Origin of the sequence: Nonomuraea sp. NPDC049646 (assembly GCF_044465525.1) — a bacterium.
GTDB lineage: Bacteria > Actinomycetota > Actinomycetes > Streptosporangiales > Streptosporangiaceae > Nonomuraea.
Genome location: NZ_JBITLU010000002.1, coordinates 181,783 through 206,794 on the forward strand (window position 1 = coordinate 181,783; position 25,012 = coordinate 206,794).

Consider the following 25,012-nt stretch of genomic DNA (forward strand, 5'->3'; position numbering starts at 1 on the left):
CTGGCCTCCGTCCTCATCCCTCTTCACGGCCGTCTCGCCGACGATAGTCGTGAAGCAGGTCTACCCGGCGCTGCTGTCGGCGCCGTCCCCGTCCCACCCGGGGGTGTCCCGTCCCAGGCCCCGGCGGATCGCGATCTCCACGGGCGAGTACGCGCCGTCCGCCCGCTCCAGTTCGTACGGCGCGGCCGGCATCAGCGGCGGCTGGGCCATGAAGCGCGGCCGCACCCCGTGGTGCGGTTGCGCGGCGTGCACCAGGAACGGATGGCACAGGAAGACGTCGCCGGGGGATCCGGTGGCGAGGGCCAGTGGCCGGTGGTCGGACGCCGCCACGAGATCGGGCGCGAGGGCCAGCCCGCTCGCCCCCTCCTCTCCGTACTTCTCCAGCACCTTCGGCACGTCGAGGTGTGAGCCGACCCGGATCCGCGTCGGGGCGTCCTCCTCGCCGACCTCGCTGAACAGGAACAGCATCAACAGCGCCCGGCCCTGGGAGCGCAGATTGGTGAAGTACCAGCTCTCGCCCTCCGGAAGGTAGCTCCCCTCGATGTGCCAGCCCGCGTCGTCCGGCTCGTCCGCGTGGGGGAAGCGCAGCGGGAACGTGCCCAGCGAGTAGCGCGGCTCCCAGCGGCCCGCGCCGACGAGCAGGTCGTAGGCGTGGTGCAGGAACGGGGAGTTGGGCGCGGCGGCGAACGGGCCCTGCGCCATGCCGCCCACCCAGTGCACGGGCTGCGTCCAGGTCGACGGGTCGTCCGGGTCGCAGCCCGTCTCCCGCCACAGCAGCCGCGCGCAGTCCGCGGCCACCCGCGGCGCGACGGCTCCCGCCAGCTTCACGAAGCCGTCGCGGAGGAAACGGGATACCAAGGTCGTGTCGTCCATGTCCCCATCCTGCGATGACAGCGGCCCCGGTCGCCCGACATTTTCCGTACCGCCTTTGTCGGGTGTGGGGCTCGGGGTCGGCTGGAGGTCGAGGCGCCCGCGACGTCCAGGCGAGAGCGCCACCCCGGCGGTTCTTCAGGAGGTGCGGGGGCGGCGCACGGCGAGGGCGACGAGCGGGCCGATGGCGAGCAGGAGCGCGAGGGCGGCGTAACCGTAGGTGAGCGAGGCCAGGGTGGCGACGCCGGCCACGAGCAGCGGGCCGCCGGCGTCGCCCAGCTCCCGGCCGAGTTCGGCGGCGCCCATGGTCTGGCCCATGCGTTCGGCCGGGGTGCGGGCGGCGAGGGCGGCGAAGCCGAGCGGGGTGATGAGCCCCGTCCCGGCCCCGATCAGCACGGCGGCCGACAGGATGCCGGCCAGGCCGGGCAGCATGGCGCAGGCCAGCCCGGCCGCGGTGACCAGCAGCCCGCCCAGCAGGCCGGTACGGGTCGACAGACGCTCTTCGTCGAGGGCCCGCCCGGCCCTGGGCTGGACCACCGCCGCGCACGCCGCCAGGACGGACACCGCCGCGCCGGTCGCGACCGTGCCCAGCTCGGCGGCCCGTCCGGACACGGGCAGGAAGCCCACGCCGACCGACAGCGCCGCGGTGGCCCCGGCCAGCGCGGCCGTCGGCGCGAGGAAGGCCGGATCGGCCAGGCGCCGCGCCAGGTCGAGCACCGTCTGGCGGACCTTGGGCAGCGGCGGCACCGCGGGCACGGCCAGCGCGGCCCACACGGCGACCGCCGCGCCCAGCACGGTCAGGACGGCGAACAGCAGCCGCAGGCCGCCGGCCCACACCAGCACGCCGCCCAGCAGCGGGCCCAGGGTGTAGCCGATCGACTTCCAGAAGCCGTAGCCGCCGAAGGCCCGGCCGAGCTTGGCGGAAGGGTTGAGCCTGGCCACCAGCGCCGAGGCCGACGGTGAGAACGCCGAGGCCGCCGCCCCCTGGCCCAGGCGGGCGGCCCACAACCAGCCGGGGCTGTCGGCGACGACGTACAGGCCGGAGGCGACCGCGAACGCCACCAGCCCGCCCACCAGCACCGGACGGGCGCCTACGCGGTCGGCGAGGCTGCCGAACAGCGGCTTGAGCAGCACTTCGGCGCCGTCGTACAGGGCCAGCAGGCCGCCGAGGACGAGCAGCGAGGTGACCGCGTCCGCGGAGAACCCGCCGAGGTTGGCGGCGATGCCGTGCGCGCCGAACGCGGTGGTGAACCCGGCCGCGTACAACGGCCACATCCGCCGGCCCGCCGTGGCGGGCGCCGCAGCGGCGGGCCCGGAAGGTGGCACCGGAGGCGGTCCGGAAGGGGGCCCGGAGGGCGGCGTGGGGGGCGTCACGTCGGTGGGCGGTCGAGTTTGGTGGCCACGGCGTCGAGGACCCACTCCAGGCCGGTCGCGAAGGACTCCTCCGCGGTCACCTCCGTGCCGTCGTGCACGAACTTGGCCAGCGTGGGGTAGCGGCCCGTGGCCAGCATCCGGCTCACGTGCGGGCCGTAGGCGCGCTGCCAGTCGAGCTTGGACAGGCCCGTGGCGCGCTCGGCCCGCAGCTGCGCGATCTCGCGCCTGATCGCGCCGGTCATGTACGCGCCGACGGTCCGCACGGCGTGCATGACGGTGTCGAGGTCGGCGAGGCCGTCGAGGGCGGCCAGCGTGCGTTCGGTCACGGCGAGGGCGTTCGGGCCCAGGCTCGGACGGCCGCCGAGCAGATCGGCCAGCCATTCGTGACGGAGGGCGGCCTGCCTGGTGCGGACCGCGTGGCCGCGCAGCGCCTCCCGCCAGTCGCCGGGCCGCCCGTCGGGCAGGATCTCGGCGTGGACCTCGTCCACCATGAGGTCGAACAGCTCCTCCTTGGTGGAGATGTAGCCGTACAGCCGCATCGGGCCGACGTCGAGCCGGGCGGCGACCTTGCGCAACGACACCGCCTCCAGCCCGCCCTCGTCGGCCAGCGCGACGGCGGCGGCGACGATCCGCTGCCGGTCGAGCGGCGCGGGGCGGGTCGGCGGCTCCGGACGGTCCCAGACGGTCATGGATACATCGTACTGTTGCGATACAGCGTCTTGTCGCAATACAGTGTATCGACATGAGACATCGTATCGCCGTAGTGGGAGGCGGTCCCGCGGGCCTCACCTTCGCCCGCGTCCTGCACCGCCGCGGCCACCCCGTCACCGTCTTCGAACGCGATGCCGGGCCCGGCGCCCGTCCTCCGGGCGGCACGATCGACCTGCACGAAGGGATGGGCCAGCGCGCGCTGGACATGGCGGGGCTGCTGGCGGAGTTCCGGGCGCTGTCGCGTCCCGAGGGGCAGGCCATGCGCATCCTGGCCCCGGACGGGACCGTGCTGCGCGACTGGCGGCCCCGCCCGGACGACCGGGCCAATCCGGAGATCGACCGCGGGCAGCTCCGCGACCTGCTGCTCGGCCCCCTGGACGTCCGGTGGGGGCACGGCGTGGCGGAGGTGAGGCCCGGAACGCGGGACGGCGCGCTGCTCCGCTTCGCCGACGGGCTGCAGGAGGCGTTCGACCTCGTGGTCGGCGCGGACGGGGCCTGGTCCCGGGTCCGCCCGGCGCTCTCCGCCGCGACGCCGCAGTACACCGGCGTCACCGCGGTCGAGACCTCGCTCGACGACGTCGACACCCGCCACCCCGACCTCGCCCGGCTGATCGGCGACGGTTCGATGGCCGTCTACGGCGTGAACCGCGCCCTGGTCGCCCAGCGCAACAGCGGCGGCCACGTCAAGGTGTACGCCCAGTTCCGCGCGCCGCTGGACCGGCGCGCGGACACCGAAGGGGACACGGGCCCGGACGGCGTCGAGGCCGTGCGGGGCCGCCTGCTGGCGCTGTTCGAGGGGTGGGCCGACCCCCTGCTCGACCTCCTGCGCCGCGGCACCGCCTTCGCCGACCGCCCCCTTTACGTCCTGCCCGTCTCCCACACCTGGGACCACGTCCCCGGGGTGACGCTCCTGGGGGACGCCGCCCACCTGATGCCGCCCTTGGGAGTGGGCGCGAACCTGGCGATGCTGGAGGGCGCCGAGCTCGCCGAGTCCCTGGCCGCCGATCCCGGCGATCCGGACGGGGTCGTCCGCGCCTTCGAGGAGCGGATGTGGGAACGGGCCGGCAGGTGGGCGAAGATGACGGCGGACGGCCTGGAACGTCTCGTCGGCCCGGATCCCGCCACGGCCCTGGCCCTCTTCGACGAGGTCCAGCCGTCCTGACGGGTGGCTAGCCGACCGGCTCTCCCGCGCCGGTCCGCGGAAGCCGGTCGTACGGAACGGCGTGCCGGGTCCGGCCGCGGACGCCGGTAGTGGTCGTCGCGGTGAACAGCGAGTTGAGCAGCGCCTCCTCCACCGCGTCCATGACCGCGGTGAACACCGGGTTCAGGCCGGCGTCGGGCAGGCGCGGGAGCTGCGGCGACGCGGTGCTGAAGGCAATGGCGTAGTCTCCGCTCCCATTGGAGTAGGACGCCCCGACGCGGCCCATCGCGAAGATCGCCCGGCGGGCCAGGCGGGCGAGCTGACGCGCGTCGAGCGGCGCGTCGGTGGCCACCACGATCATGCAGGAGTTCCCCATGGGCTCCTCACCGTCGGCCCCCGGGACCAGCTCCTCGACCGGCATCGGGACGCCGCCCACGGTCAGCACGCCGCCGAAGTTCGCCTGGACGAGCGCCCCGACCGTCACCGCGGTTCCCTCGGCCACCGGCCGCCGGGACGAGGTGCCGATGCCCGCCTTGTAGCCCAGCGCCGTCGTCCCGGTGCCCGCTCCCACGCACCCTTCGGCGGGCAGCCCGCCGGACGCGCCCTCCAGCGCGTCGAGCACGTGCCGTTCGGTGATCGGGCGGCGCCGGATGTCGGACAGGAAGCCGTCGTTGGTCTCGCCCACGACCGGGTTGAAGGAGATCCCGTCGGGGCTGCGGTCCATCAGGTAGGTGAGCAGCGCGTCCGCCGCCCGGAACGCCGACAGCGTGGCGGTCAGCACGACGGGCGACTCCAGCACGCCGAGTTCGTCGATCTGGGTGGAGCCGACCAGCTTCCCGTAGCCGTTGCCGGCGTACACGGCCGCGGGCAGCGCCCGCCCTTCGGCGGCGAGCTGGCGGGGGACGATGGCGGTGACCCCGGTGTGCAGGTCGGCGCCGTCGTCGAGGGTGGTGTGGCCGACCAGGACGCCTTCGACGTCGGTGATCGCGTTCAACGGCCCGGTCGGCAGTGCGCCGACGACGACGCCCAGTTCGCGCGCCCGCGCGCGTCCCCTCGTGGCTGCGGTGAGGTGATTGTCCATAATGTTCCTATTGTCGGGGCTCTGCTCCGCCGACGCGTGCCCCAGTCAACCGATACGCTCGGAGCCCTTCGCGGGAGCCCCGCCCGGAGGGCCACCCGCCCGCACGGCACCGGAAGGGGGCGCGACAGGCAGATGACGGCCGGCCGGTGCACGCACGACCTCGAATTCCACGACGACGTCGTGATCAAGCGGTACGCCTCCTGGGAGCGGGGAGAACCGCGCCGGGAATGGCAGGCGCTCACCCTGCTCGCCGAACACGCTCCCGGCCTCGGACCTGTCCCCGTACGGGCCGCGCTCGACGGCCGTCCGCCGGTGATCGTGATGAGCCGGCTGCCCGGCCGCGTGCTGCGCGGTGAGCAGGCCACCGGCGAGCAGATCCAGGCGGTGGCCGCCGCCGTCAACCGGCTGCACCGGCTTCCGCGCCGGGTGGTGGAAACGTTCGGCCCCGCCCCCTGGGGGCCCGCGGCGGCCGTGGCCAAGGCTCGGTTCTTGGCCGGCAGGCGGCCCGAGCTCGGCGACGACCCCGTGGTGCGGGAGGCGTACCGCGCCGGCGTCGCCTGGCTGGACTCCGCCGCGCCCGACGGGCTCGCCGCCGATCCCCGTCCGCCCGTTCTCGGCATGGCCGACGGCAACCGCGCGAACTACTTGTGGGACGAGCACGACCGCCGCGTCCGGCTCGTCGACTGGGAGGACTCCGGCCGCAACGACCGCGCCTTCGAGCTGGGCGAGCTGTGCGAGCACATCTCCCGCCTGGACGGCGATCTGGACGCGCGGCGACTGCTGGCCCTGGTCGACCTCACCCCGGAGGAGGCCCGGCGCGTGCGGGACTTCCGTCTCCTGATCGCGCTGGGCTGGTTCCTCCAGCTCGGCCCCGGCGGCCCGGCGGCGCCGCACAACCCGCCGGGGGCGCTGGCGGTCCAGGCCGCGCGGGTGCTGCGGCTGCTCGGGCAGCACTCGCCCGGGTGATGCCCGTCAGAGCAGGGTGCCGCCCGAGGCGTCCAGCCAGTGGCCGGTCACCCAGCGGCTGTCGTCGCCGGCCAGGAAGGCCACCGCGCCGGCCACGTCCGCGGGGGTGCCCACGCGGCCCATCGGTGACAACGACGACAACCAGGTCAGCGCCTCCCCGACGAGCCTGCCCTCGTGCATGTCGGTGTCGATGACGCCGGGCGCCACGGTGTTGACGGTGATCCCGCGCGGCCCGAGCTGCTTGGCCAGCGTCGAGGTGAGCACGTCGAGCGCGCTCTTGGACATGGCGTAGCTGATCGCCGTCGGCATCGCCGAGCCGCGGGTCAGCATCGTGGAGATGTTGACGATCCGGCCGCCGTCGCGCAGCCGGGGGAGTGCGAGCTGGGTGACGAAGAACGGGGCGGTGGCGTTGACCGCGAAGAGCCGTTCGAACTGCTGCCTGGTGACGTGCTCGATGCCGGGCTCGTCGTTCAGGATGCCGGCGTTGTTGACCAGGATGTCCAGCCCGTCGGCGCGGGCGTCGAAGGCGGCCCACAGGCGTTCGGCGTCACCGGGCGCGCCCAGCTCGGCCCGCAGGGCGAACGCCTGCCCGCCCGCCGCCTCGACCGCGGCGACGGTCTCCGCGGCGGCCCGGTCGTTGCCGCCGTAGTGGACGGCGACGCGCGCGCCGTCCGCGGCCAGGCGCTGGGCGATGGCCCGGCCGATCCCTCTGCTCGCGCCGGTGACGAGCGCGGTCTTGCCATGGAGGTTGCTCATGATGTGTTCCTGTCGATCGGGGATGAGTCACCCGAAAGCCGCGGGCGGGCGGGCGTGCCGCTCGACGCCCGCAGGGCGATCAAGGGGACTGGAGGAAGTCCAGGGTGGCCAGCTCGTTCACCGTCGTCTGGAGCTGGTCGATGCGGGCGCGGCCGATCCGGACGAGCTCCTCGCCCGCGGCGACCCACTGGCCGAGGTCGCGGGAGAGGGGCGGGATGCCGGAGAGGATGTCGGCGCTCTCCTTGAGGGTGATGCCGACCCGCTGCGCGGCGAGGGCGAGCTTGATCCGGCAGACCGCGTCGACGGTGAAGCGGCGGGCGTTGCCGCTGTTGCGGTGGCCGGTGATCACGCCGTAGCGCTCGTAGAAGCGGACGGCGTTGGGGGTCACCCCGGCGGCCCTGGCCACCTGCCCGACCGTGAGCGAGTCCTGGATCGTCTCGGAGCCGGGACGGCCGGTGACGGTCATGGCGCGCCCACCGTCCTCTCAGCCGACCCCCGCCGGCCTGGCATCGCCGAGGGCCGGGCCGGTGAGCGCAATCGTACGACGAGGGCCAGCGCCATCACGACCAGGGCCGCCGCCTGGGTCAGCCGCAGGGCGTCGGTGACGGTGACCGCCTGGGCCGCCCTGTCCGCCGCGTCGAGGGCGGCCAGGGCCGCGAGCGACGCGCCGCCGGTCATCGCGGCGGTCAGCGCCGTGAACAGCGCGCCCACCGCCGCGGTGCCCATGCCGTTGGCGACCGTGCTCACCAGCGACAACAGCGCGGAACCCGAGGCCAGGTCGGGGCCATGGAGATTGCGGCTGGAACCGGACATCGTCGGCATCATGATCGCGCCGGTGCCCGCTCCCTGGAGCAGCGCGAACAGCCCGAGCACCGGGTAGGGGGTGTCCGGCGCGAGGACGATCACCTGGACCGCGCCGGCCGCGATCACGAGTCCGAGCCCGGCGCCGACGACCCGCCGGGGGCCGAGCCGTTCCAGCAGCCGGGCCGCGACCTGGAGGCTGAGGCCCATGCCGACCGCGCCGGGGACCATCAGCGCCGCCGTGACCGAGGCGCTGTCGAGCCGCACCGTCTGGACGTAGGTGGGCATCAGCAAGGCCGAGCCGAAGTAGGGGGCGGCGTACAGGGCGAGCACCGCGGCGCCCCGGCCGAACGTCGGATCGCCGAGCAGCCGGATCCGCAGCAGCGGCTCCGGACGCCTCAGCGCCCGGACGCAGAAGGCCGCGACCAGCGCCGCGCCGGCGGCCACCGCTGCGATCCGCGTCCAGGCCGGGCTGTCCTGGGCGCTGATGCCGTACGCCACGGCGACGATGCCGGGCACCAGCGACACCGCCCCCGCCAGGTCCAGCCGGACCCGCGGGCCGCGCGCCGGGTCGGCCGGCAGCCAGGCCGGCGCGCCCGCGGCGGTCAGCAGCGCCAGCGGCACGGTGATGTAGAACAGCGCGCGCCAGGAGCCGGAGTCCAGGAGCGCCGCGCCGAGCAGCGGGCCCAGGATCGGCCCGACCAGCATCGGCACCCCGGTGACCGCCGTCATCCGGCTGCGGCGTTCGGGCGCGACCGCGCCGAACCCGATCGCCATCCCCAGCGGCGCGAGCAGGCCGCCGCTGAGGCCCTGCGCCGCCCGCGCGGCGATCAGCCCGTCCAGGCCGCCGGCCGCGCCGGCGGCGGCGGAGGCGACCGCGAAGCCGGCCAGCGCCGCCAGGTACACGCGCCGGGCGCCCCAGCGCGCGGCGAGCCCGGCGGCCAGCGGCATCGTCGCCACCATCCCGAGCGCGTACGCGGTGACGACCCATTGCACGGAGCTCAGCGACGCGCCGAACGCCGCCATCAGCGAAGGCAGCGCCACCACGACGATCGTGGCGTCCAGCACCGCGAGCAGCCCGCCGGCCATCAGGACGACCGCGGCGCGCAGCTCCGGCCCGGTCAGCCTGCTCACCGCCGGCCGGCCAGATCCGTCACGCGGACGGAACGCAGGGCCCGCGCCCACGTGCGCAGCTCGCCCATCGTCGTGTGCAGCGCCTGCGTCGTGCCCGGCGGGGGGACGAAGCGGCCGTCGGCGTCCAGGTGCTCCCACGCCATCGGGATCAGCACCGATTCGCGGACCGTGGCGGCCCGCAGTTCGGGGAAGACCATGCGCAACTGCGCCACGGCCCTGATCCCGCCGGACGCGCCGTACCCGACGAACGCGACCGGCTTGTACGCCCACTCGGTGAAGTGCCAGTCGATCGCGTTCTTCACGGCGGCGGGGAAACTGTGGTTGTACTCCGGGACGAGGAACACGAACCCGTCGGCCCCGGCGAGCGCGTCGCCGATCGGGGACGCGGCCCCTCCGCCGGGCTGCAGCTCGTCCATCGGCAGCGAGACCGCGGCCAGGTCGATCATGTCGAGGTCGAGCCAGTCGATCGTGCTCAGCTCGCGCTCCAGCCAGGCGGCGAGCGGGTCGGCCATTCTGGGCCTGCGCACGCTTCCGATCACCACGGCGATCCGGAGGCGGCTGTCGGCGTTGATTTCCGTCATGGCACCGACGCTAGGAGTTCGCCTATGGGCGAACTCAAGCCGCCGGATCCGGGGCCGCGCCGGGCGTCTGACGGGCGCTGACCGGCGACCGGGACGCCGCCGAGGACCTCGTCCAGTCGGCCCTGGCGAAGACGGCCGCGGTCGGGGCCGCCCTCCACCCGGCCGCGGGCTCCTGGGCTGTGTTTCGTGCTCACCGACCCGAACCGCGGCACCCTGGGCTTCGCCACGACCGGCAAAAAGTACGCCGCACTGACCGCACGCGCCCGGGTCAGCGTGAGCAGCCGCCGCCGGGAGTGACCGAGGTCCGGACGCCCCCGCCCGCCTCGGTCGCCTCGACGTGGAAGCAGGCCCGGAACAGGCCGCCGCCGAAGGACTCGCGCACGGTGGTGATGGTCTCGATCTCGACCGTGATGGACGGCCGCCGGCTCGTGACGTGCGACACGCGCATCTCGTACTCGTTGCCGAGCTCACGAACCTGCTGGTCCGTCGGCCATCGGCGGGTGAGCAGGGTTCGCAGGTCGTCCGCGAAGCCGTCGGCCAGCCGCCGGGTCTCCTTCTCGGCCTGCGCCGTCGTCTCCTCGTGCTGCCACCGGTAGATCAGGGGCCACCCGAAGGACACCAGGACCCCGCCGCCCGCCACGACCATGCCGCAGACGATGACGACCAGGACGACTCGTCTCAAGAGGACGGCACCTCACCTCCCTGGCGTGTCCGCGCGGCGGGCGTGCCGGTTCCGGCCGGGACGCCCGCGGGCCCGTTCGTTCAGTGTGCGTCGCCGGGGGCCTCGGCGCGCATCAGCAGGTGGCCGCGGCGGAACCGTTCGTCCTCCAGCGGCTCGCGCAGCATCCGGCCCACCTCGGCGAACCCCTCCTTGCGGGCCAGGCCGGCCAGTTCGTCGATCGGCCACCGGTAGGCCGGCGTGACCTTGTGGTCGAACTCCGTGACCGGCCCGCCCTCGGACTCGAAGAAGCCGACCAGGAAGTGGCCGCCGGGGGCCAGCACGCGGCGGAACTCGGCCAGGTACGACGGCAGTTCCGCAGGCGGCACGTGGATCATGGAATACCAGGAGATCAGGCCGCCCAGCTCGCCGTCGGCCACGTCGAGGGCGTCCATCGAGCCGAGCTCGAAACGCAGGCCGGGATAGTCCCTGCGGGCGATGTCGAGCAGCGCGGGGGACAGGTCGACGCCGAACGCGTCGAGGCCGAGGTCACGCAGGTGGGCCGTCATGTACCCGGGGCCGCATCCGGCCTCGACCACGGGCCGGGGCCCGTCGGCCCGTACGAGTTCGGCGAACGCCGCGATCAGCGCGCGGTCCAGCGGCAGGCGGTCGAGCGAGTCGCGGGCGAGGTCGGCGTACAGGTCGGCGACGGCGTCGTAGGCGCGCGCGGTCGCCGTGAGGTAGGAGGAGTCGGCCATGGCGGACGACTGTAGCCCATCGGGCGGGGCGCCGCCGCGCGTTCCGGCGTATGCTGTGAACAAAAATCCAAACTGTTCATACGGATACAGTAGGCCGGCGCGGCCACGGAAGGGATCCCCCATGCTGAACGACCTGCCGCACCTGTCGGCCGGCGAAGGGCCGCCCCTGATCGTCCTGATCCACACCCCGCGGGCGGCCAACCCGACGGGCATGACGCGCTGGTCCACGATGCGGCTGGTACGGCCGTTCACCCGGGACTTCACCGTCCACGTCGTCAACCGCCCGCCGGGGTTGCCGCCCACCACGACGATGGCCGACCTCGCCGCGATCTTCGCCCAGGCGATCAGGGCCACGTTCGACGGCCCGGTCAACGTGCTGGCCCTGTCCACCGGCGGCTCCATCGCCCTGCAACTGGCCGCCGACCACCCCGGCCTGGTCGACCGGCTCGTCCTGGCGGGCACGGCCTGCACCCTCGGCCCGGCCGGCCGGCGGGCCCAGCGCGGCTACGTCGAACGGGCCCGCCGGGGCAGGCGGCCGAGCCCCGCGCTGGCCGAGATCGTCACCGCGTCGGCCTTCGGCCGCGTCCTGCTCAGGGCCCTGCTGTGGCTGTCGGACGGCGGGCGCGCCGACCACGCCGACGCCGTCACCGTGCTCAACGCCGAGGACGGCTTCGACCTGCGCGGCCGGCTGCACGAGATAAAGGCGGCCACCCTGCTGATCCAGGGCGGTGACGACCTGGTCTACCCGCTGGACCTGGCCCGGCAGACGGTCGAGGGCATCCCCGACGCGCAGCTCGTCGTCTACCCCGGCCGCAGCCACAGCGGCACCTTCACCGACCGGAGATTCGCCCCCGACGCCCTCGCCTTCCTGACGGACGGCTGAGGGCACGCCCCTCAGCGGCCGCCCGGCCGCACCGGCGCCCGCAGCAGGGCGACGACGCCGAGCACCACGTGCAGGACCCCGGCCACCGCCGCGGCCACGTGCAACCCGGCGACGAACGCCGTCCCGGCCTGCGCGGCCGCCGCCGGCACGAGGTCGGGCAGCTGGAGGGTCTCGTCCAGGGTGGGGGCCAGGTCCGGCCCCCGGAGCCGGAAGACCAGGGCGGCGAGCGAGCCGAGCAGCGCGATCCCGAGGGCGTTGCCGATCTCGTTGCTGGTCTCGGCCAGCGCCCCCGCCGCCCCGGCCCGTTCCGGCGGGACGGCCCCGACCGCGGTGTCGGCGACGACGCTGAACGAGATGCCGTACCCGACGCCCGCCACGACCGTGGACGCGACGTACCAGCCGGCACCGCCCGTGACGGCCGTCGGGAGCAGGAGCAGCAGCCCCGCCGCGACGGAGAAGTGGCAGACGGCGAGCGCCGCCCGCCGGCCGACGCGGTCCGCCACGAAGGGCGTGACGACGCAGGTGACGGTGAGCACCACCGCGCCGGGCAGCGCGAGCAGCGCCGCGTCCAGCACCGGCAGGCCGAGGACGGACTGGAGGTAGACGCCCGACAGGTACGCCGTCGCCGACCACGCCGCCAGCGGCAGCAGCCCGGTGACGATCGCCACGGCGAACACCCGGTCGCGGAACAGCGAGAAGTCGATCAGCGGCTGCGCGAGCCCGCGCTGCCTGCGGACGAACCACGCCAGCAGCCCCGCCCCGGCCGCGCCCGCGACGACCGGGACGGCCGACAGCCCCTCGGCGGCGGCGTGCTTGAGCGCGTAGATCGCGAGCAGCAGCCCGGCCGCGGACGTCACGACGCTGGGCACGTCCACGCGCCCGGCGCGGGTCGCCCGCACCTCCCGCAGCAGGATCGGCGCGAAGACCAGGAACAGGGCGAGGACCGGCAGGTTGACCAGGAACACCGACCCCCACCAGAACCGTTCCAGCAGCACGCCGCCCACGATCGGCCCGGCGGCGAACCCGGCCGCGAACGCCGCGGCGAACACGCCGATGGCCTGCGCCCGGCGCCGCGGGTCGGCGAACAGCTCGCTCAGCACGGCCAGCGCCGACGGCAGCAGGGTCGCGCCCGCCACGCCCATCAGCGCGCGGGCCGCGATCAGCAGCTCGGCGCTGGGCGCGAACGCCGCCGCCGTGGAGCCGGCGCCGAAGACGGCGGCGCCGGTCATGAGCAGCCGCAGCCGCCCGTACCGGTCGCCGAGGTTGCCGAACGCGATCAGCAGGGAGCCGACGGCGAAGCCGTAGACGTCGAGGATCCACAGGGCCTGGCCCGCGGTGGGCGTGAGGGCCTGGCTGATCCTGGGCATCGCCAGGAACAGGATCGAGCCGTCCATGGAGACCAGCAGGACGGGCCCGAGGATCACCAGGAGGCCGAGCCAGGCCCGCAGGCCCGGGGGAGTGCGCGTGTGCTGTCGATGCATGGCGCCGACACTCGGGCAGGACGCGCCCGGCAACCATCCCCCTGGCGTGGGTGCACCCAGCAGGTGTACCCACGCGGCCCGCCGGTCGGCCTAGGCTCGGTGGCGTGGAGAGTCTCGGAGCGTTTCTCAAGAGCCGTCGCGATCGGGTCACGCCCGCCGCGATCGGGCTGCGCACGTACGGGACGGCCCGCCGGGTCCCGGGGCTGCGGCGCGAGGAGCTGGCGCAGCTCGCGGGGGTGAGCTCCGGGTACTACACGCGTCTGGAGCAGGGGCAGGCGGATACCGCCTCGGAGCAGGTGCTCGACGCTCTGGCGCGGGTGCTGCGGCTCGACCGGATCGAGACCGTCCACCTGCACAATCTCGCCCGGCAACCGGCCCGTTCCCGGCTGTCCCGGCCGCCCGTGGAGGAGCCGCATCCGCGGGTGCTCGCGCTGCTGGAGTCGCTGAAGGACACGACGCCGGCGGTCGTGCTCGGCCGGCGTGGGGACGTGCTCGCGTGGAACCGTACGGGGCATGCGCTGATGGGGGAGCATCTGCCGTTCGAGGCGCCGTGGGATCCGGCGGACCGCCCGTCCGTCCCGAGGACGTTCTTCCTGGATCCGCTCTTCCGCGACCTGCACCGCAACTGGGACGAGCTGGCCCGCATCCACGTGGCCTACCTGCGGCTCACCGCGGGCCGCTTCCCCTCCGACGCCCGCCTGGCGGAGCTGATCGGGGAGCTGACGATGCACAGCGCGGAGTTCGCGGCGTTGTGGGCGGTGGGCGAGGTCGCCGACTGCACGGTGGGCACGATGCGCCTGCGGCATCCCACGGTCGGCGCGGTCAGCGTCGACTACCAGGTCTGGCTCCAGCCCGACAGCCCCGACCACCGGGTCGAGATCTACACCCCGTCCGACCCGTCCTCCGCCGACGCCCTTCGCATCCTGACCCACCAGACCGGCCGGACGTCCTGAGACGTCCGGCCCTCGGGGGCCCGCCGGTCGCAGAGCTGTGGGGCCTTGGCAGCTGCTGCGGCGCGCGTCGCGCCCGGCGGGCACCCCGGCGGGTACCCGGGTTACGCGGGGGTCAGACGGTGCCGTTGAAGCGGCTGTAGTACGCGCCCACCTCGTTGCGGTGGACGTCGTCGTTGTACGTGGCGTCCTCGTCGAACTTCGGCGAGTCCTTGATCTCCTGCTTGGTCCGCGCGAGGTGGACCTTGCGCTCCTGCGGGTCGATCCGCGTGACGGTGCCGGCCGGCAGGACGACCTTCTTGCCGAAGATCCACGGACCGGTGTCGACCACCAGGTAGCTGTCGCCGACGGTGTGGCTCGCCTCGTCCACCGAGCCGATCGAGCCGTCGGTGGCCTCGACGTCGAAGCCGACCACGTCGAGAGTCTTGTCGCCGTAGACGTCGGAACCGTAGCTCCACATGTCCTGAGACAAGGGGTTTCCTCCTGATGATCTAGAGAACGTTGCCCCCCCACTCTTCCCGGGTCAGCCGCGCCAAACATCGGGCCGCGGTCACTTTGCCGCGCGGGCGGCGTACGCGGCGAGGCCGTCGGCCATGCCCTGCATGAAACGGGTCAGATACCACCGCCACAAACCACCCGACAGCGGCATCTTCGGCTCGAAGGCGGCCGACCAGGTGATGTCGGTGCCGCCGCCGTCGGCCGGCGCGAGCTCGACCGTCCCGCGGTAGGAGCGGAACGGGCCGCCCAGGTTGTCGTAGACGAACCGCCGGTCGGGGACGAGCTCGACGATGCGCTCGCGCGAGACGTTGCGCCCGGTGCGGAAGACCCTGGTGTCGCCCGCCTGCTGCCGGGCCGCCGGATCGCCGCCCTCGACGTCGGCGGAGTCGATCGGCGACCACGACGGCCAGGTGGCGGCGTGCGCGAGCGCCGCGAAGACGGCCTCGGGGGCGGCCTGCGAGCGGGCGGTCACGGCGAAGGTGTACGGCATGAGCCCCAACGTAGGCACCGGCCCCGCCCGCGGGCCATGCGCACGATTGCCGCTGATCGGTCAGTTCTTGCGGTACGCCGACGGCCGCACGCCGGTCTGCCGCAGGAAGGCCGACGACAACGAGCCCGCCCCGGCGAACCCGCACCGCGCGGCGATCTGCTCGACGCTGAGCGAGGTGGACGACAGCAGCCGCCGCGCCTCCTCGATGCGCAGCCCGGTGAGGAACCGGTGGGGCGTCTGCCCGGTGCCCTCCCGGAACACCCGGACGAAGTGGTACACGCTCAGATGCACCTCGGCCGCGATGGCGGCCAGCGTCAGCGGCTCGGCCAGGCGCTCGGTCATGATGGCGACACCCGCCCGGACGGCCGCGTGCTCGGGGCCGGGCAGGCGCTCGGCCCCGCCCTGGGTCAGCAGGTGCGTCACGAGGAAGGCGGCGGCGGACTCGGCGTACAGGTCGCCGGCCGCCGCGCGGCCCGGCAGCGCGCGCAGGAGCTGCTCGACGACCGGGTCGCCGGCCGCCAGGGCCGCGGCCGTCGCCTCGAAGTCGGGCTCGCGACCGCCCAGCGCGCCGGCGGCCCGCCGGACGGCCGCCGCCGGCACGTGCACCTGGACGGTGCTCAGCCCCGCCCCCGCCCGGTAGCTGATCGACCCGGCGCGGCCCGGGACCATGAGCTCCAGGTGGCCCGGGACCCAGCGCCGCCGGACCGGCCTGCCGCCCGCGTGCATCCGCAGGTCGGCGTGCCCCGCCACGCAGAGCACGAGATGCAGGTCGGACACGGCGGGCAGGGCGAGGTGCTCGGCCTCGGGCGCGTGCCGGAAGCCCTGCACCAGCAGCGACCGCCAGCCGGCGTCGTCCCAGCTGTTGTACGTGTGCCGCACGTACGCCGAGGTGTCGAGGCCGGCGTAGGGCGCCAGGTCGAAGTCGGGCGAGTCGAACATCGTCCCGAGCCTAACCGGGTCACTGCGGCGGGGCCTCGGCGAGCGAGAGGCTGTTGCCGTCCGGGTCGAGGACGTCCACGTGACGCACGCCGTTGCCGTACGTCTCCACGGGCCCGTGCTCGATGCCGTGCCCGGCCAGCCTGGCCAGGATGTCGTCGAGGCCGGACACGCCGAACGTGATCATGGTGCCGCCGATGCGGGCGGCCCGCATGTGCCGGTCGTCGATGACGACCCACGCGTTCTCGCCGACCTGCCACAGGTGCTCCTCGCCGACGACCTCGTCCGCCGGGCGGCCGAAGAACACCTCGTACCACTTCTGCGCCGCCGCCCGGTCGCGTACGCACACCACGCTGTACAGATCCACGCGGACCACTCCTTCCTGTCGTTCCCTGATGAGGACTGCGCCGGTGGGGCGAACTCATCGGCTGACAGCGGGATGTGTGCGGTTTGTGAGCGGGGGGCCGGAGGGTGGGGGCGTTGGTGTCACCCGATGGAGGAGGAACCGGTTCATGTACCCCTGTGATGTCCCGTCCCGGCGGGCGGTGCGGCCACGGCGGCGGCCACGATGGCGGCCACGGTGGCTGTCGCGGTGGCTGCGCGCGCTCACGGCGGCCGTGCCAGCCGTGGGCCTGGCCGTGGTCGCGGTGCACCCGGCCGCCGCCACGGCCCGGCAGGCCCCGGACGGGACGCCCGCCCTGCTGCGGCGCCTGGCGCGGGAGGTGGTGGCGGCCGGGGCGCCCGGCGTGCTCGTCCGGGTCGACGACGGCCGCGGCCGGCCCGTCGAGATCGCCGAGCAGGCCGCCTGGACCAGACGCGACCACGTGCTCAAGACGGGCGACGAGTTCCGCATGGGGTCCAACACCAAGACCATGGTCGCCGTGCTGGTGCTGCAACTCGTCGCCGAGGGCAGGCTCGCCCTGACCGACCCGGTGGACAAGTGGCTGCCCGGCCAGGTGCCCGGCGGCGGCGCGATCACGCTGCGCATGCTGCTGAACCACACCAGCGGCCTGTACGACTACACCGACGACCCCGCCATCCGGCCCTCCCTGCTCGGCAAGGACCGGCGGCGGTGGACCCCGGCGAAACTGCTGGCCCTGGGGGTGAGGCACGCTCCGCTGTTCGCGCCCGGCGCCAGGTGGTCCTACAGCAACACCGGCTACGCCGCCGTCGGCGCGGTCCTGGAGCGGGTCACAGGGACGAGCCTGACCGCCCTGGTCAGGGACCGGATCGCCCGGCCGCTCGGCCTCGGCCACACCTACTACGCCACCGGGCCCTCCTGGCGCGGCTCGTACGCCCGCGGCTACGAGCCGGACGCCGCCCACCAGCCGCCCGCGGTGCCGGCCGCGTTCCGGCGGCTCGCCGGGCCGCGCCACGACGGGCATGTGGACGTCTCCGGCCACGACCCGGGCTGGGGCGGCCCGGCCGGGGCGGTGGTGTCCAGCACCCGCGACTGGGCCCGCTTCCACGCCGCGCTCATGTCCGGCAGGCTGCTGCCCGCCGCCCAGCTCGCCGAGCTGCGCACCACCGTCCCGATGGACCCGCGGCGACCGGACGGGCCGGGCTACGGGCTGGGCATCCAGACCGCCGCCCATCCGTGCGGCACGTTCTGGGGCCACGACGGCGGCATGCCGGGCTACCTGACCACCAACCTCACCGACCGGACCGGCGGCCGCACGGCCACCGTCCTCATCGCGGCGGAGTACTGGGCCGAGTTCGAGGCCGACCCGAAGCTCGCCAAGGCCGTCCAGGCACTGCAAACGGCGGTGACCTGCACGATGTTCAGCAAGCCCGTGCCGGTCACCGGCTGAGCGGCGCTGGTTGGGCGGCGCTAGTTGGGCGGCGCGGTTATGGTCGCCGTCACCAGGTTCTCGGCCTCTGCTCGTGACATCGCCGCGCCGCCCGCATGGGCGGCGGCGAACCCCGCGGCGCCCAGGGCGGCCTCGGCCCGCCGGGGGAGCCGGCGCAGGTCGGCGTCGCCGGGGCCGGTCCAGCCGCCCAGCACGGTGGCGGCCCCGAGCAGCCGCCCGGCCCGTTCCGGCCGGTCCCGGCCGAGCTCGATCGCGGCGGCCACCACCGCGGTCGCGGCCGCGACCGGCGTGTGCCAGGTCAGCGTCAGGCGCACCGCCGGATGGTCGAGCCGGCGGGCCGCCTGGCAAGGGAACCCTTCGGCGAGGTCCGCCCGCGCCAGTACGCCCAGCAGCAGCGCGGTCAGCGGCGGCGTGGTCGAGCGGTCGGGAGGGGCGCAGGCCAGCCCGGCCAAGGCGTGCTCGCGGGCCGCCGCCGCCCGCCCGGCGGCCAGCTCCAGCCGGGCCAGGCCCAGGCGCGCCTGGGTGCTCGACTCGGCCGACCCGCTCCGCCCGGCCCGATCGAGCAGGCCGGTCAGGTCCCGGCGGCCGCCGTCCACGTCGCCGGACTCGGCCCGGTGCAGCGCGGCGGCCACCTCGTTCTCCATGGTGTGCTCGGGCATGCCGAGCTCGCGGAAGCATCGGGTGGCGCGCTCGGCCAGGACGGGCGCGGCGGCCCCTTCGCCCGACCGGACCAGCGCCGAGCCGAGGGCGCTCAGCGTCATGCCCTGGCCCCACCGCTCGCCGAGCCGCTCGAAGCCGGCCAGCGCGCGGGCCAGGGTGTCCTTGGCCTCGGCGAGGTGGCCGGCGTTCATGGCCAGCACGCCGCCGACCAGCAGCGCCAGCGACCGGCTCCACGGATCCGTCCCCTCGGCCGGTACGGCGTGGTCGCCCTTCGCGGCAATCCCGACCGCCAACCGGGCCATCTCGGCGATGGGATGCGTGCCTGGGACGAGCTGTGCCAGAGCCGTCCTGATCCGGTCGAACGCGGCGTCGGTCTCCTCCGGCCCGGCGGCCTCGACGGTGGCGATCGCGTGGGCGGCGGCGACCAGCGCGCGGGATCGCGGGTCGGCCGGGCCGTCGGCCCGGAGCACGCGTCCGAGCAGGTCCAGCGACTCCGGCGGGAAGTCCCGCAGGAACCAGTACCAGCTCAGCGCGACGCCGAACCGGACGGCCCGCCCGGCGTCACCGGACTCGACCGTCCAGCGGATCGCGGCCGACAGGTCGTCCCGTTCCGCCGACAGGCGGGCCAGCGGGCGGAGCTGGTCCGACGTACGCAGGTGGGGGTCGGCGGCCTCGGCCAGCCGCAGGAAGAACCGGGCGTGCCGGTCGCGCGTCGCGGCGACCTCGGCGCGTTCGGCCAGCCGCGCGAGGCCGTACTCGCGGATGGTCTCCAGCAGGCGGTAGCGGGGTTCGGCCGGGTCGGCGGAGTCCACCAGGTGCAGCAACGACTTGTCGACCAACGCCGCCAGCAACTCCGGCACATCATCCGAACCGCCGACGTCCACCACGCTGTCCGAGCCGGCGATCATCGCCACGGCGTCCGCGCCGCCGATGGCCGCTGCGGTGTCCTCGGTGAAGCTGCCGCGCACGACCGACAGGCGTTCCAGCAGGGAGCGTTCGCGGGGGTCGAGCAGGTCCCAGCTCCAGGCGACGGCGGCGGCCAGGGTGCGGTGGCGCGGCAGCGCCGTCCGGTTGCCGGCGGTGAGCAGGCGGAACCGGTCGTCCAGCCGGGCCGCGACCGCCTCGACCGGCAGGGCGCGCAGCCGGGCGGCGGCCAGCTCGATGGCCAGCGGCAGGCCGTCGAGGCGGCGGCAGATCTCGACGGTCGCCGCCAGCGCGCCGCCCTCCAGGACGAAGCCGGGCCGTACGGCGGCGGCCCGGTCGTGGAACAGCCGGACCGCCGCGACGGACCGGGCCGCCTCCGGCGTCGCGCCCGGTTCCGGCAGGTCCAGCGGAGGCACCGGGTGCAGGGTCTCGCCGTCGATGCGCAGAGGTTCGCGGCTGGTGGCCAGCACGCGCAGCCGCGGGCAGCGGCCGAGCAGCGTCCCGCACAGCGTGGCGGCGGCCTCGATCACGTGCTCGCAGTTGTCCAGCACGAGGACCAGGTCGTCGTCCGCGAGGAGCTCGACCAGGCCGTCCGGCTCGGCCCGCGCGGGTGCGCCTTCCTTGCGCGTCCGGAGCAGGTCGAGCAGCACCCGCGGGACGTCGTCGGGCCCGACCGCGGCCAGCGGCACGAACCACACCCCGCCGGACGGCGTGAGCCGCCGGCCGACCGCCCCGGCCAGCCGGGTCTTGCCCGCCCCGCCGGGGCCGACCAGGGTGACCAGCCTGGCCCGGCCGAGCAGGCCGGTCACCCGGCGCACGTCCTCGTCGCGGCCCACGAAGCTGGTGAGCGGGACGTCGAGATTGCCGCGCGCCCGATTCAACGGCAACGCTCCGGACCACCCCGCCAACACCCCGGACTGCCCCGAGGCCCCGGAGGCCCCTGGCTGCCCCGATGACCCGGAGGGTTCGGAGGGCCCGGACTGCGCCGACGGTCTCGACGGTCGGCGGGGGCCGGGAAGGTCGCCGCGCAGGACCGCCAGGTGGGCTTGCTGGAGGTGCGGTCCCGGGTCGCTGCCGAAGTCGTCGGCGAGCCGGTCGCGGATGCGCTGGTAGGCGGCCAGCGCCTCGGCCCCGCGGCCGTCGCGGGCGAGCGCCCGGATGAGCTGGGCGTGCAGGCGCTCGCGCAGCGGGTGGGCGGCGGCCAGCGATTCCAGCTCGGCGACCAGGCCGAGATCCGCGCCCGATCTCAGGCCGACGACTCCCGCCAAGTCGTCGCCCAACGTCAGGCCGTCGCCCAACGTCAGGCCGTCGCCCAACGTCAGGTCCTCGCCCAGTGTCAGGCCAGCGACCCGCGTCAGGTCGGCGGCCAGGGTCAGGTCGGTCTCGACGCGGTCTTCCAGGGCGGCCAGACGGGCGCGTTCGAGCCGGTCGGCCTCGGCGGCGGCGAACGGCGCCGCCCGCACATCCGCCAGGGCCGGTCCGCGCCACAGCCCCAGGGCCTCCCGCAGGACGGCGGACGCCTCGGCGGGCCGGTCCCGAGCGACCGCCCGCCCCTGCCTGACCAGCCGCTCGAACCGCACGGCGTCCACGGCGTCCGGCTCGACGGCCAGCCGGTACCCGGCGGGGCCGGACGTGAGCAGCCCGGGATGCCCGAGGACGCGCCGGAGCCGGGACACCAGCGACTGCAGCGCGTGCACGGGGGCCTGCGGCGGCGCGTCGTCCCACAACGCCTCGGCCAGGGTCTCGGGCCGGACGGCCCGCCCGGCGTCCAGGGCGAGCCTGGCCAGCAGCGCCCGCAGCCGCGCGCCGCCGACCTGGGCCGGGCCGCCCGCGGTGGCAAGCGTGAGCGGCCCGAGGACGCCCACGCGCAGCTGTCCGCCGTCGCCGTCCGGCCTGGTCGAGTCCGCCATGGCCAGGAGTCTGGCACGCGGCGGCGGGTGGTGCCGCCCTTGACGAAGCGGACCGCAGTCCGATACGTTGCCGGACGTATTCGGACCACAGTCCATTTGGAGATCGAGATGCTCAAGAAAGTGATCACGGCCGGCTCGCTGGCTCTGATGGTGCTCGGCGCCCCTGGCGCGTACGCCGACTCGGGCCCCGGCAAGGTCGTCCACCACTCGCACAAGGAGGCCGGGTCCCCCTGCGAGGGGCTGAAGGGCTGCACGTTCGTACAGCTGAAGGGCGACCCGAAGACCGGCCCCTCGGAGGCCATGTTCACCCTCAAGGCCGGCACGCCCTTCTCCCCGCACTGGCACACCAGCCCCGAGCACGTCGTCGGCGTCTCCGGCGTGATGCTGTGGAACGTCAAGGGCCACAAGACCTACCGGATCGGCGCGGGCGACTACCTGTACTACCCGTCGAAGGCCGAGCACTGGGGCAAGTGCGCAGCGGGCGCCGACTGCGTCTACTACGTGTACGACTCCAAGCCCTACGACTTCCACCCCGCCGGCCGCTGAGCGGGCGTCGCCCCTCGGGCGCGGAAGGTGCGCCGGTAGGCGTCCGGCGGCACGCCGACCGTGCGGTTGAAGTGCCGGCGCAGCGTGGCCGCGGTGCCCATGCCGGTGGCCTCGGCGATGGCGTCCACGCCGTCGTCGGTGGTCTCCAGGAGCTCCTGGGCGCGGCGGATGCGCTGGGTCAGCAGCCACTGCAACGGGGTGGTGCCGGTCATGGACCTGAAGTGGCGGCCGAGGTGGCGCGAGCTCATGTTGGCCCGGCGGGCCAGGTCCTCCACCGTCAGAGGCTGGTCCAGGTGCCGGCCCGCCCAGGCGAGCAGGTCGCTGAGCGGATGCCCGTGCGGCTCGGGGACGGGGGTGGCCACGAACTGGGCCTGGCCGCCGGGCCGGTGCGGCGCCACGACCAGGCGGCGCGCGATCGCGTTGGCGACCGCCGAGCCGTGGTCGCGGCGGACCAGGTGCAGGCACAGGTCCAGGGCGGCGGCCTTGCCCGCGGCGGTGAGCACGCTGCCCTCGTCCACGTAGAGCACGTCGGGGTCGACCTGGATCCGGGGATGGCGGGCGGCCAGCGTGTCGGTGTGGGCCCAGTGGGTGGTGGCCCGCCGCCCGTCCAGCAGGCCGGCCGCGGCCAGGACGAACGCGCCCGTGCACAGCGAGGCGACCCGCGCGCCCGCCTCGTGCGCCGCGCGCACGGCCGCGACCAGGTCGGCCGGCGGCTCGACGTCCACCTCGGCCCAGCCGGGGACGATCACCGTGTCGGCCCGGACGATCCGGTCGAGCCCGGCGTCGGGTTCGAGCAGGAACCGCCCGTCGGCCCGTACGGGGCCGGCTCCGCAGATGACCGGCTCGTACCAGTGGTCGACGGGGGCGGGCGGGGGCGAGCTGAACAGCTCGTAGGCCAGGGCCAGCTCGAAGTGCAGGATCCCGTCGGCGACGGCTACCGCGACTGTGGTCACGTCCGGAATTGTACGCATCATGTCGTTCCGGACGCTCGTGCGGCGAGGCGATGGGCCGCCAGGATGTCCGCATGACGCATGCAGAGCTGACGAAGAACAAGGTGGCGGTCTACGGCGCTTACGGGCACACGGGCCGTTTCGTGGTGGCGGAGCTGGTGCGGCGCGGGCTGGTGCCCGTCCTGGCGGGCCGCGACGGCGAGGCGCTGAAGGCGCTGGCCGAGGAGTACCCCGGGCTGGAGGTCAGGCAGGCGTCGGTGGACGATCCGGCGGCGCTCGACCGCGCCCTGGACGGCGTGGCCGCGGTGATCAACTGCGCCGGGCCCTTCGCCGCCACGGCCGCCCCCGTGATCGAGGCGGCCCTGCGCGCCGGCGTCCCGTACGTGGACGTCGCGGCCGAGATCGAGGCCAACGTGGACACCTTCGAGCTGTTCGCCGAGCGCGCCCGGGAGGCGGGGGCGGTGATCGTCCCGGCGATGGCCTTCTTCGGCGGGCTCGGCGACCTGCTGGTCACGGCGGCGATGGACGACTGGACCGGCGCCGACCAGGCGCACGTGGCCTACGGGCTGGACAGCTGGCACCCCACGACCGGCACCCGGGCGGCGGGCAAGGTCTCCAGGGAGCGGCGTGACGGCCGGCGCGTCCGCCACGCCGGAGGCCGGCTGGAGTACCGCGACGACCGCGCGCCGGCCGAGAAGTGGTCCTTCCCCGAGCCGACCGGGACGCGCGACGTCATCGCGGAGTTCTCGATGGCCGACATCGTGACCGTCCCGAGCCACCTGGACATCCCCGAGGTGCGCAACTACATGACGGTCGAGGCGGCCACGGACGTGGTGAACCCCGACACCCCGGCCCCGGTCGCGGCCGACGAGCACGGACGGTCGGCGCAGCCGTTCGTCGTGGACGTGGTCGTGCGCTCGGGCGACCGGGAACGCCGGGCGGTGGCCCGCGGCCGGGACATCTACGCCGTCAGCGCGCCGCTCGCGGTGGAGGCCGTCGAGCGCATCCTCACCGGCCGGACCAGGGCCGCCGGGGTGGCCTCGGCGGGGCGCATCTTCGACGCGCCCGGCTTCCTGCGGGCGCTGTCGCCCCACATCGTGGTCGAGCTCGGCACCGCGGCCCAGCACTGAGGCGCGGGCGCTCACCCAGGACGTCCTGGGCGGCCCCGAGGTGAGCCGGCGCGGCCGATGCCCGGCCCGACCGAGGTGCTGGTCAAGGTGGGCGTCGACCCGACCGACCGGATCCGCTGAGCCACGGGCCTGATCCCGGGACGCCCGCCGTTCGTGCTCGGGCGCGGTGGCGGCGGCCGGCCTGGGGACGAGGTGCCGCAGGCCCCGGGCCTGGGCTGCCAGGTGGCGTGCGCGCCGTTGCCGTGGGTACCTGAAACGGTGACCGCAAGATCGTCGTGACGGTGTGAGCGGGGTTCAGCCCGGCAGCACCGACAGTTCGCAGGCGTAGGAGTCGGCCGGCGCGTTCAGCGCCCACACGACCATCGCGGCCAGCGATTCCGGCCGGATGCACGCCTGCGGGTCGTACGGGCGGCCGAAGGCGGCCCTGACCTCGCCCAGCAGGTCGGTCGCCGTGGCCGCGGGGTAGACCGTGGTGACCCGGACCCCGTGGACGGCCTCCTCCTCGCGCAGCGAGTCGGCCAGTTCGCGCAGCGCCGCCTTGCTGGCCACGAACGCCGACCAGCGCGGGACGCCGGTCAGCCCGGGGGAGGCGTTCACGAAGATCACATGGCCCTTGGCGTTCCGCAACCCGGGCAGCGCGAGCCGGACGAGCTCGGCGGCGGAGGCCACGTTCACCGCCATCGTCCGCCGCCACGTGTCGGGGCCGGCCTCGGCGACGGCCTCCACGGGCGAGATGCCGGCGCAGTGCACCACCGCGCGGATCTCCGTCAGCTCGGCGGTCAGCTCCTCCATGGCGGGGGCCAGCGACGCGGGATCGGCCAGGTCGGCCTCGACGCCGCGGACGTCCAGCCGCCCGACGTCGCGTCCGACGGCGATCACCCGGTGCCCGGCCTGGCCGAGCGCGGCGGCCAGCGCCCTTCCGATTCCTCCGGTGGCCCCGGTCAGCAGCACGTTCCCCATGGCGGCCGATCATCCCGGCCGGACGAGCAGGACGCAACGGCCTTTGCGTCCG

At 74.9% G+C, this 25,012-nt stretch carries 25 protein-coding genes; 7 read left to right on the plus strand and 18 right to left on the minus strand.

The features are described 5' to 3' along the window. Positions 1-60: 60 nt before the first annotated feature. From ACIBQ8_RS05640 to ACIBQ8_RS05650, 3 genes are all read right to left on the minus strand, one after another. Entirely contained in the window at positions 61-873 is an 813-nt protein-coding gene (locus ACIBQ8_RS05640; RefSeq protein ID WP_397177713.1) for a phytanoyl-CoA dioxygenase family protein, read from the minus strand. 135 nt (positions 874-1,008) lie between these two features. Next, a complete protein-coding gene (locus ACIBQ8_RS05645) occupies positions 1,009-2,145 on the minus strand; it encodes an MFS transporter (RefSeq protein WP_397177714.1) in 1,137 nt (378 codons plus the stop codon). A 95-nt stretch (positions 2,146-2,240) separates the two neighbouring features. Further along, a complete protein-coding gene (locus ACIBQ8_RS05650; RefSeq protein ID WP_397191247.1) occupies positions 2,241-2,933 on the minus strand; it encodes a TetR/AcrR family transcriptional regulator in 693 nt (230 codons plus the stop codon). Between the two features lie 53 nt (positions 2,934-2,986). Here ACIBQ8_RS05650 and ACIBQ8_RS05655 point away from each other — a divergent pair, with 53 nt between their 5' ends. Continuing rightward, the gene (locus ACIBQ8_RS05655; RefSeq protein ID WP_397191248.1) at positions 2,987-4,117 is read left to right on the plus strand and encodes an FAD-dependent oxidoreductase; all 1,131 of its coding nucleotides are present in this window, start codon (positions 2,987-2,989) and stop codon (positions 4,115-4,117) included. 7 nt (positions 4,118-4,124) lie between these two features. Here ACIBQ8_RS05655 and ACIBQ8_RS05660 read toward each other — a convergent pair whose 3' ends face one another. Beyond that, complete coding sequence (locus ACIBQ8_RS05660; protein WP_397191249.1) at positions 4,125-5,177, minus strand: P1 family peptidase; 1,053 nt, start codon at positions 5,175-5,177, stop codon at positions 4,125-4,127. 132 nt (positions 5,178-5,309) lie between these two features. On the opposite strand from ACIBQ8_RS05660, the gene ACIBQ8_RS05665 reads away from it, so the two are divergent. Further along, positions 5,310-6,143, plus strand: coding sequence for a phosphotransferase family protein (locus tag ACIBQ8_RS05665; RefSeq protein ID WP_397191250.1), 834 nt, complete (start codon positions 5,310-5,312; stop codon positions 6,141-6,143). A gap of 6 nt (positions 6,144-6,149) precedes the next feature. On the opposite strand, the gene ACIBQ8_RS05670 is transcribed toward ACIBQ8_RS05665, so the two are convergent. The 6 genes from ACIBQ8_RS05670 to ACIBQ8_RS05695 all read right to left on the minus strand — a co-directional run bounded on the left by ACIBQ8_RS05670 (position 6,150) and on the right by ACIBQ8_RS05695 (position 10,831). Beyond that, entirely contained in the window at positions 6,150-6,899 is a 750-nt protein-coding gene (locus tag ACIBQ8_RS05670; RefSeq protein WP_397191251.1) for an SDR family oxidoreductase, read from the minus strand. 79 nt (positions 6,900-6,978) lie between these two features. Further along, complete coding sequence (locus tag ACIBQ8_RS05675) at positions 6,979-7,365, minus strand: MerR family transcriptional regulator (protein WP_397177722.1); 387 nt, start codon at positions 7,363-7,365, stop codon at positions 6,979-6,981. Then, positions 7,362-8,834 (minus strand): DHA2 family efflux MFS transporter permease subunit, encoded by a 1,473-nt coding sequence (locus ACIBQ8_RS05680; RefSeq protein WP_397191252.1) that lies wholly within the window; start codon positions 8,832-8,834, stop codon positions 7,362-7,364. The genes ACIBQ8_RS05675 and ACIBQ8_RS05680 overlap by 4 nt, the downstream gene beginning before the upstream one ends. Further along, a complete protein-coding gene (locus tag ACIBQ8_RS05685) occupies positions 8,831-9,415 on the minus strand; it encodes an NADPH-dependent FMN reductase (protein ID WP_397191254.1) in 585 nt (194 codons plus the stop codon). Before ACIBQ8_RS05685 ends, ACIBQ8_RS05680 begins: the two co-directional genes overlap by 4 nt. A gap of 268 nt (positions 9,416-9,683) precedes the next feature. After that, on the minus strand, positions 9,684-10,097 hold the full coding sequence (locus ACIBQ8_RS05690) for a hypothetical protein (protein ID WP_397191255.1): 414 nt from the start codon (positions 10,095-10,097) through the stop codon (positions 9,684-9,686). 80 nt (positions 10,098-10,177) lie between these two features. Beyond that, entirely contained in the window at positions 10,178-10,831 is a 654-nt protein-coding gene (locus tag ACIBQ8_RS05695) for a class I SAM-dependent DNA methyltransferase (protein WP_397191256.1), read from the minus strand. Positions 10,832-10,952: 121 nt separating this feature from the next. Here ACIBQ8_RS05695 and ACIBQ8_RS05700 point away from each other — a divergent pair, with 121 nt between their 5' ends. Beyond that, positions 10,953-11,714, plus strand: a complete 762-nt coding sequence (locus ACIBQ8_RS05700) for an alpha/beta fold hydrolase (RefSeq protein ID WP_397191257.1) — start codon at positions 10,953-10,955, stop codon at positions 11,712-11,714. 11 nt (positions 11,715-11,725) lie between these two features. On the opposite strand, the gene ACIBQ8_RS05705 is transcribed toward ACIBQ8_RS05700, so the two are convergent. After that, positions 11,726-13,195, minus strand: coding sequence for an MFS transporter (locus tag ACIBQ8_RS05705; protein ID WP_397191258.1), 1,470 nt, complete (start codon positions 13,193-13,195; stop codon positions 11,726-11,728). Positions 13,196-13,299: 104 nt separating this feature from the next. Here ACIBQ8_RS05705 and ACIBQ8_RS05710 point away from each other — a divergent pair, with 104 nt between their 5' ends. Continuing rightward, positions 13,300-14,148 (plus strand): helix-turn-helix transcriptional regulator, encoded by an 849-nt coding sequence (locus ACIBQ8_RS05710; protein WP_397191259.1) that lies wholly within the window; start codon positions 13,300-13,302, stop codon positions 14,146-14,148. A 112-nt stretch (positions 14,149-14,260) separates the two neighbouring features. Here the strand turns inward: ACIBQ8_RS05710 and ACIBQ8_RS05715 are convergent, their stop codons facing one another. The 4 genes from ACIBQ8_RS05715 to ACIBQ8_RS05730 all read right to left on the minus strand — a co-directional run bounded on the left by ACIBQ8_RS05715 (position 14,261) and on the right by ACIBQ8_RS05730 (position 16,436). Continuing rightward, a complete protein-coding gene (locus ACIBQ8_RS05715; RefSeq protein WP_352324772.1) occupies positions 14,261-14,617 on the minus strand; it encodes a PRC-barrel domain containing protein in 357 nt (118 codons plus the stop codon). Positions 14,618-14,695: 78 nt separating this feature from the next. Continuing rightward, a complete protein-coding gene (locus tag ACIBQ8_RS05720) occupies positions 14,696-15,133 on the minus strand; it encodes an SRPBCC family protein (RefSeq protein ID WP_397177733.1) in 438 nt (145 codons plus the stop codon). 60 nt (positions 15,134-15,193) lie between these two features. Further along, the gene (locus ACIBQ8_RS05725; RefSeq protein WP_397177734.1) at positions 15,194-16,072 is read right to left on the minus strand and encodes a helix-turn-helix domain-containing protein; all 879 of its coding nucleotides are present in this window, start codon (positions 16,070-16,072) and stop codon (positions 15,194-15,196) included. A 19-nt stretch (positions 16,073-16,091) separates the two neighbouring features. Continuing rightward, positions 16,092-16,436, minus strand: coding sequence for a VOC family protein (locus ACIBQ8_RS05730; protein ID WP_397177735.1), 345 nt, complete (start codon positions 16,434-16,436; stop codon positions 16,092-16,094). Between the two features lie 145 nt (positions 16,437-16,581). Between ACIBQ8_RS05730 and ACIBQ8_RS05735 the strand changes: the two genes are divergently transcribed. Further along, positions 16,582-17,880: a serine hydrolase domain-containing protein gene (locus ACIBQ8_RS05735; protein WP_397191260.1), complete on the plus strand. Its 1,299-nt coding sequence runs from the start codon at positions 16,582-16,584 to the stop codon at positions 17,878-17,880. Positions 17,881-17,900: 20 nt separating this feature from the next. Here the strand turns inward: ACIBQ8_RS05735 and ACIBQ8_RS05740 are convergent, their stop codons facing one another. Beyond that, positions 17,901-21,374, minus strand: coding sequence for an AfsR/SARP family transcriptional regulator (locus ACIBQ8_RS05740; protein WP_397191261.1), 3,474 nt, complete (start codon positions 21,372-21,374; stop codon positions 17,901-17,903). A gap of 108 nt (positions 21,375-21,482) precedes the next feature. Between ACIBQ8_RS05740 and ACIBQ8_RS05745 the strand changes: the two genes are divergently transcribed. Further along, the gene (locus ACIBQ8_RS05745; RefSeq protein WP_397177738.1) at positions 21,483-21,920 is read left to right on the plus strand and encodes a cupin domain-containing protein; all 438 of its coding nucleotides are present in this window, start codon (positions 21,483-21,485) and stop codon (positions 21,918-21,920) included. On the opposite strand, the gene ACIBQ8_RS05750 is transcribed toward ACIBQ8_RS05745, so the two are convergent. After that, positions 21,893-22,873: a helix-turn-helix domain-containing protein gene (locus ACIBQ8_RS05750; RefSeq protein WP_397177739.1), complete on the minus strand. Its 981-nt coding sequence runs from the start codon at positions 22,871-22,873 to the stop codon at positions 21,893-21,895. The two genes, ACIBQ8_RS05745 and ACIBQ8_RS05750, sit on opposite strands and share 28 nt — an antisense overlap. Before the next feature lie 71 nt (positions 22,874-22,944). On the opposite strand from ACIBQ8_RS05750, the gene ACIBQ8_RS05755 reads away from it, so the two are divergent. Beyond that, positions 22,945-24,000, plus strand: a complete 1,056-nt coding sequence (locus ACIBQ8_RS05755) for a saccharopine dehydrogenase family protein (RefSeq protein ID WP_397191262.1) — start codon at positions 22,945-22,947, stop codon at positions 23,998-24,000. A 294-nt stretch (positions 24,001-24,294) separates the two neighbouring features. Here the strand turns inward: ACIBQ8_RS05755 and ACIBQ8_RS05760 are convergent, their stop codons facing one another. Continuing rightward, positions 24,295-24,960: an SDR family NAD(P)-dependent oxidoreductase gene (locus ACIBQ8_RS05760; protein ID WP_397191263.1), complete on the minus strand. Its 666-nt coding sequence runs from the start codon at positions 24,958-24,960 to the stop codon at positions 24,295-24,297. Between the last annotated feature and the right edge of the window lie 52 nt (positions 24,961-25,012).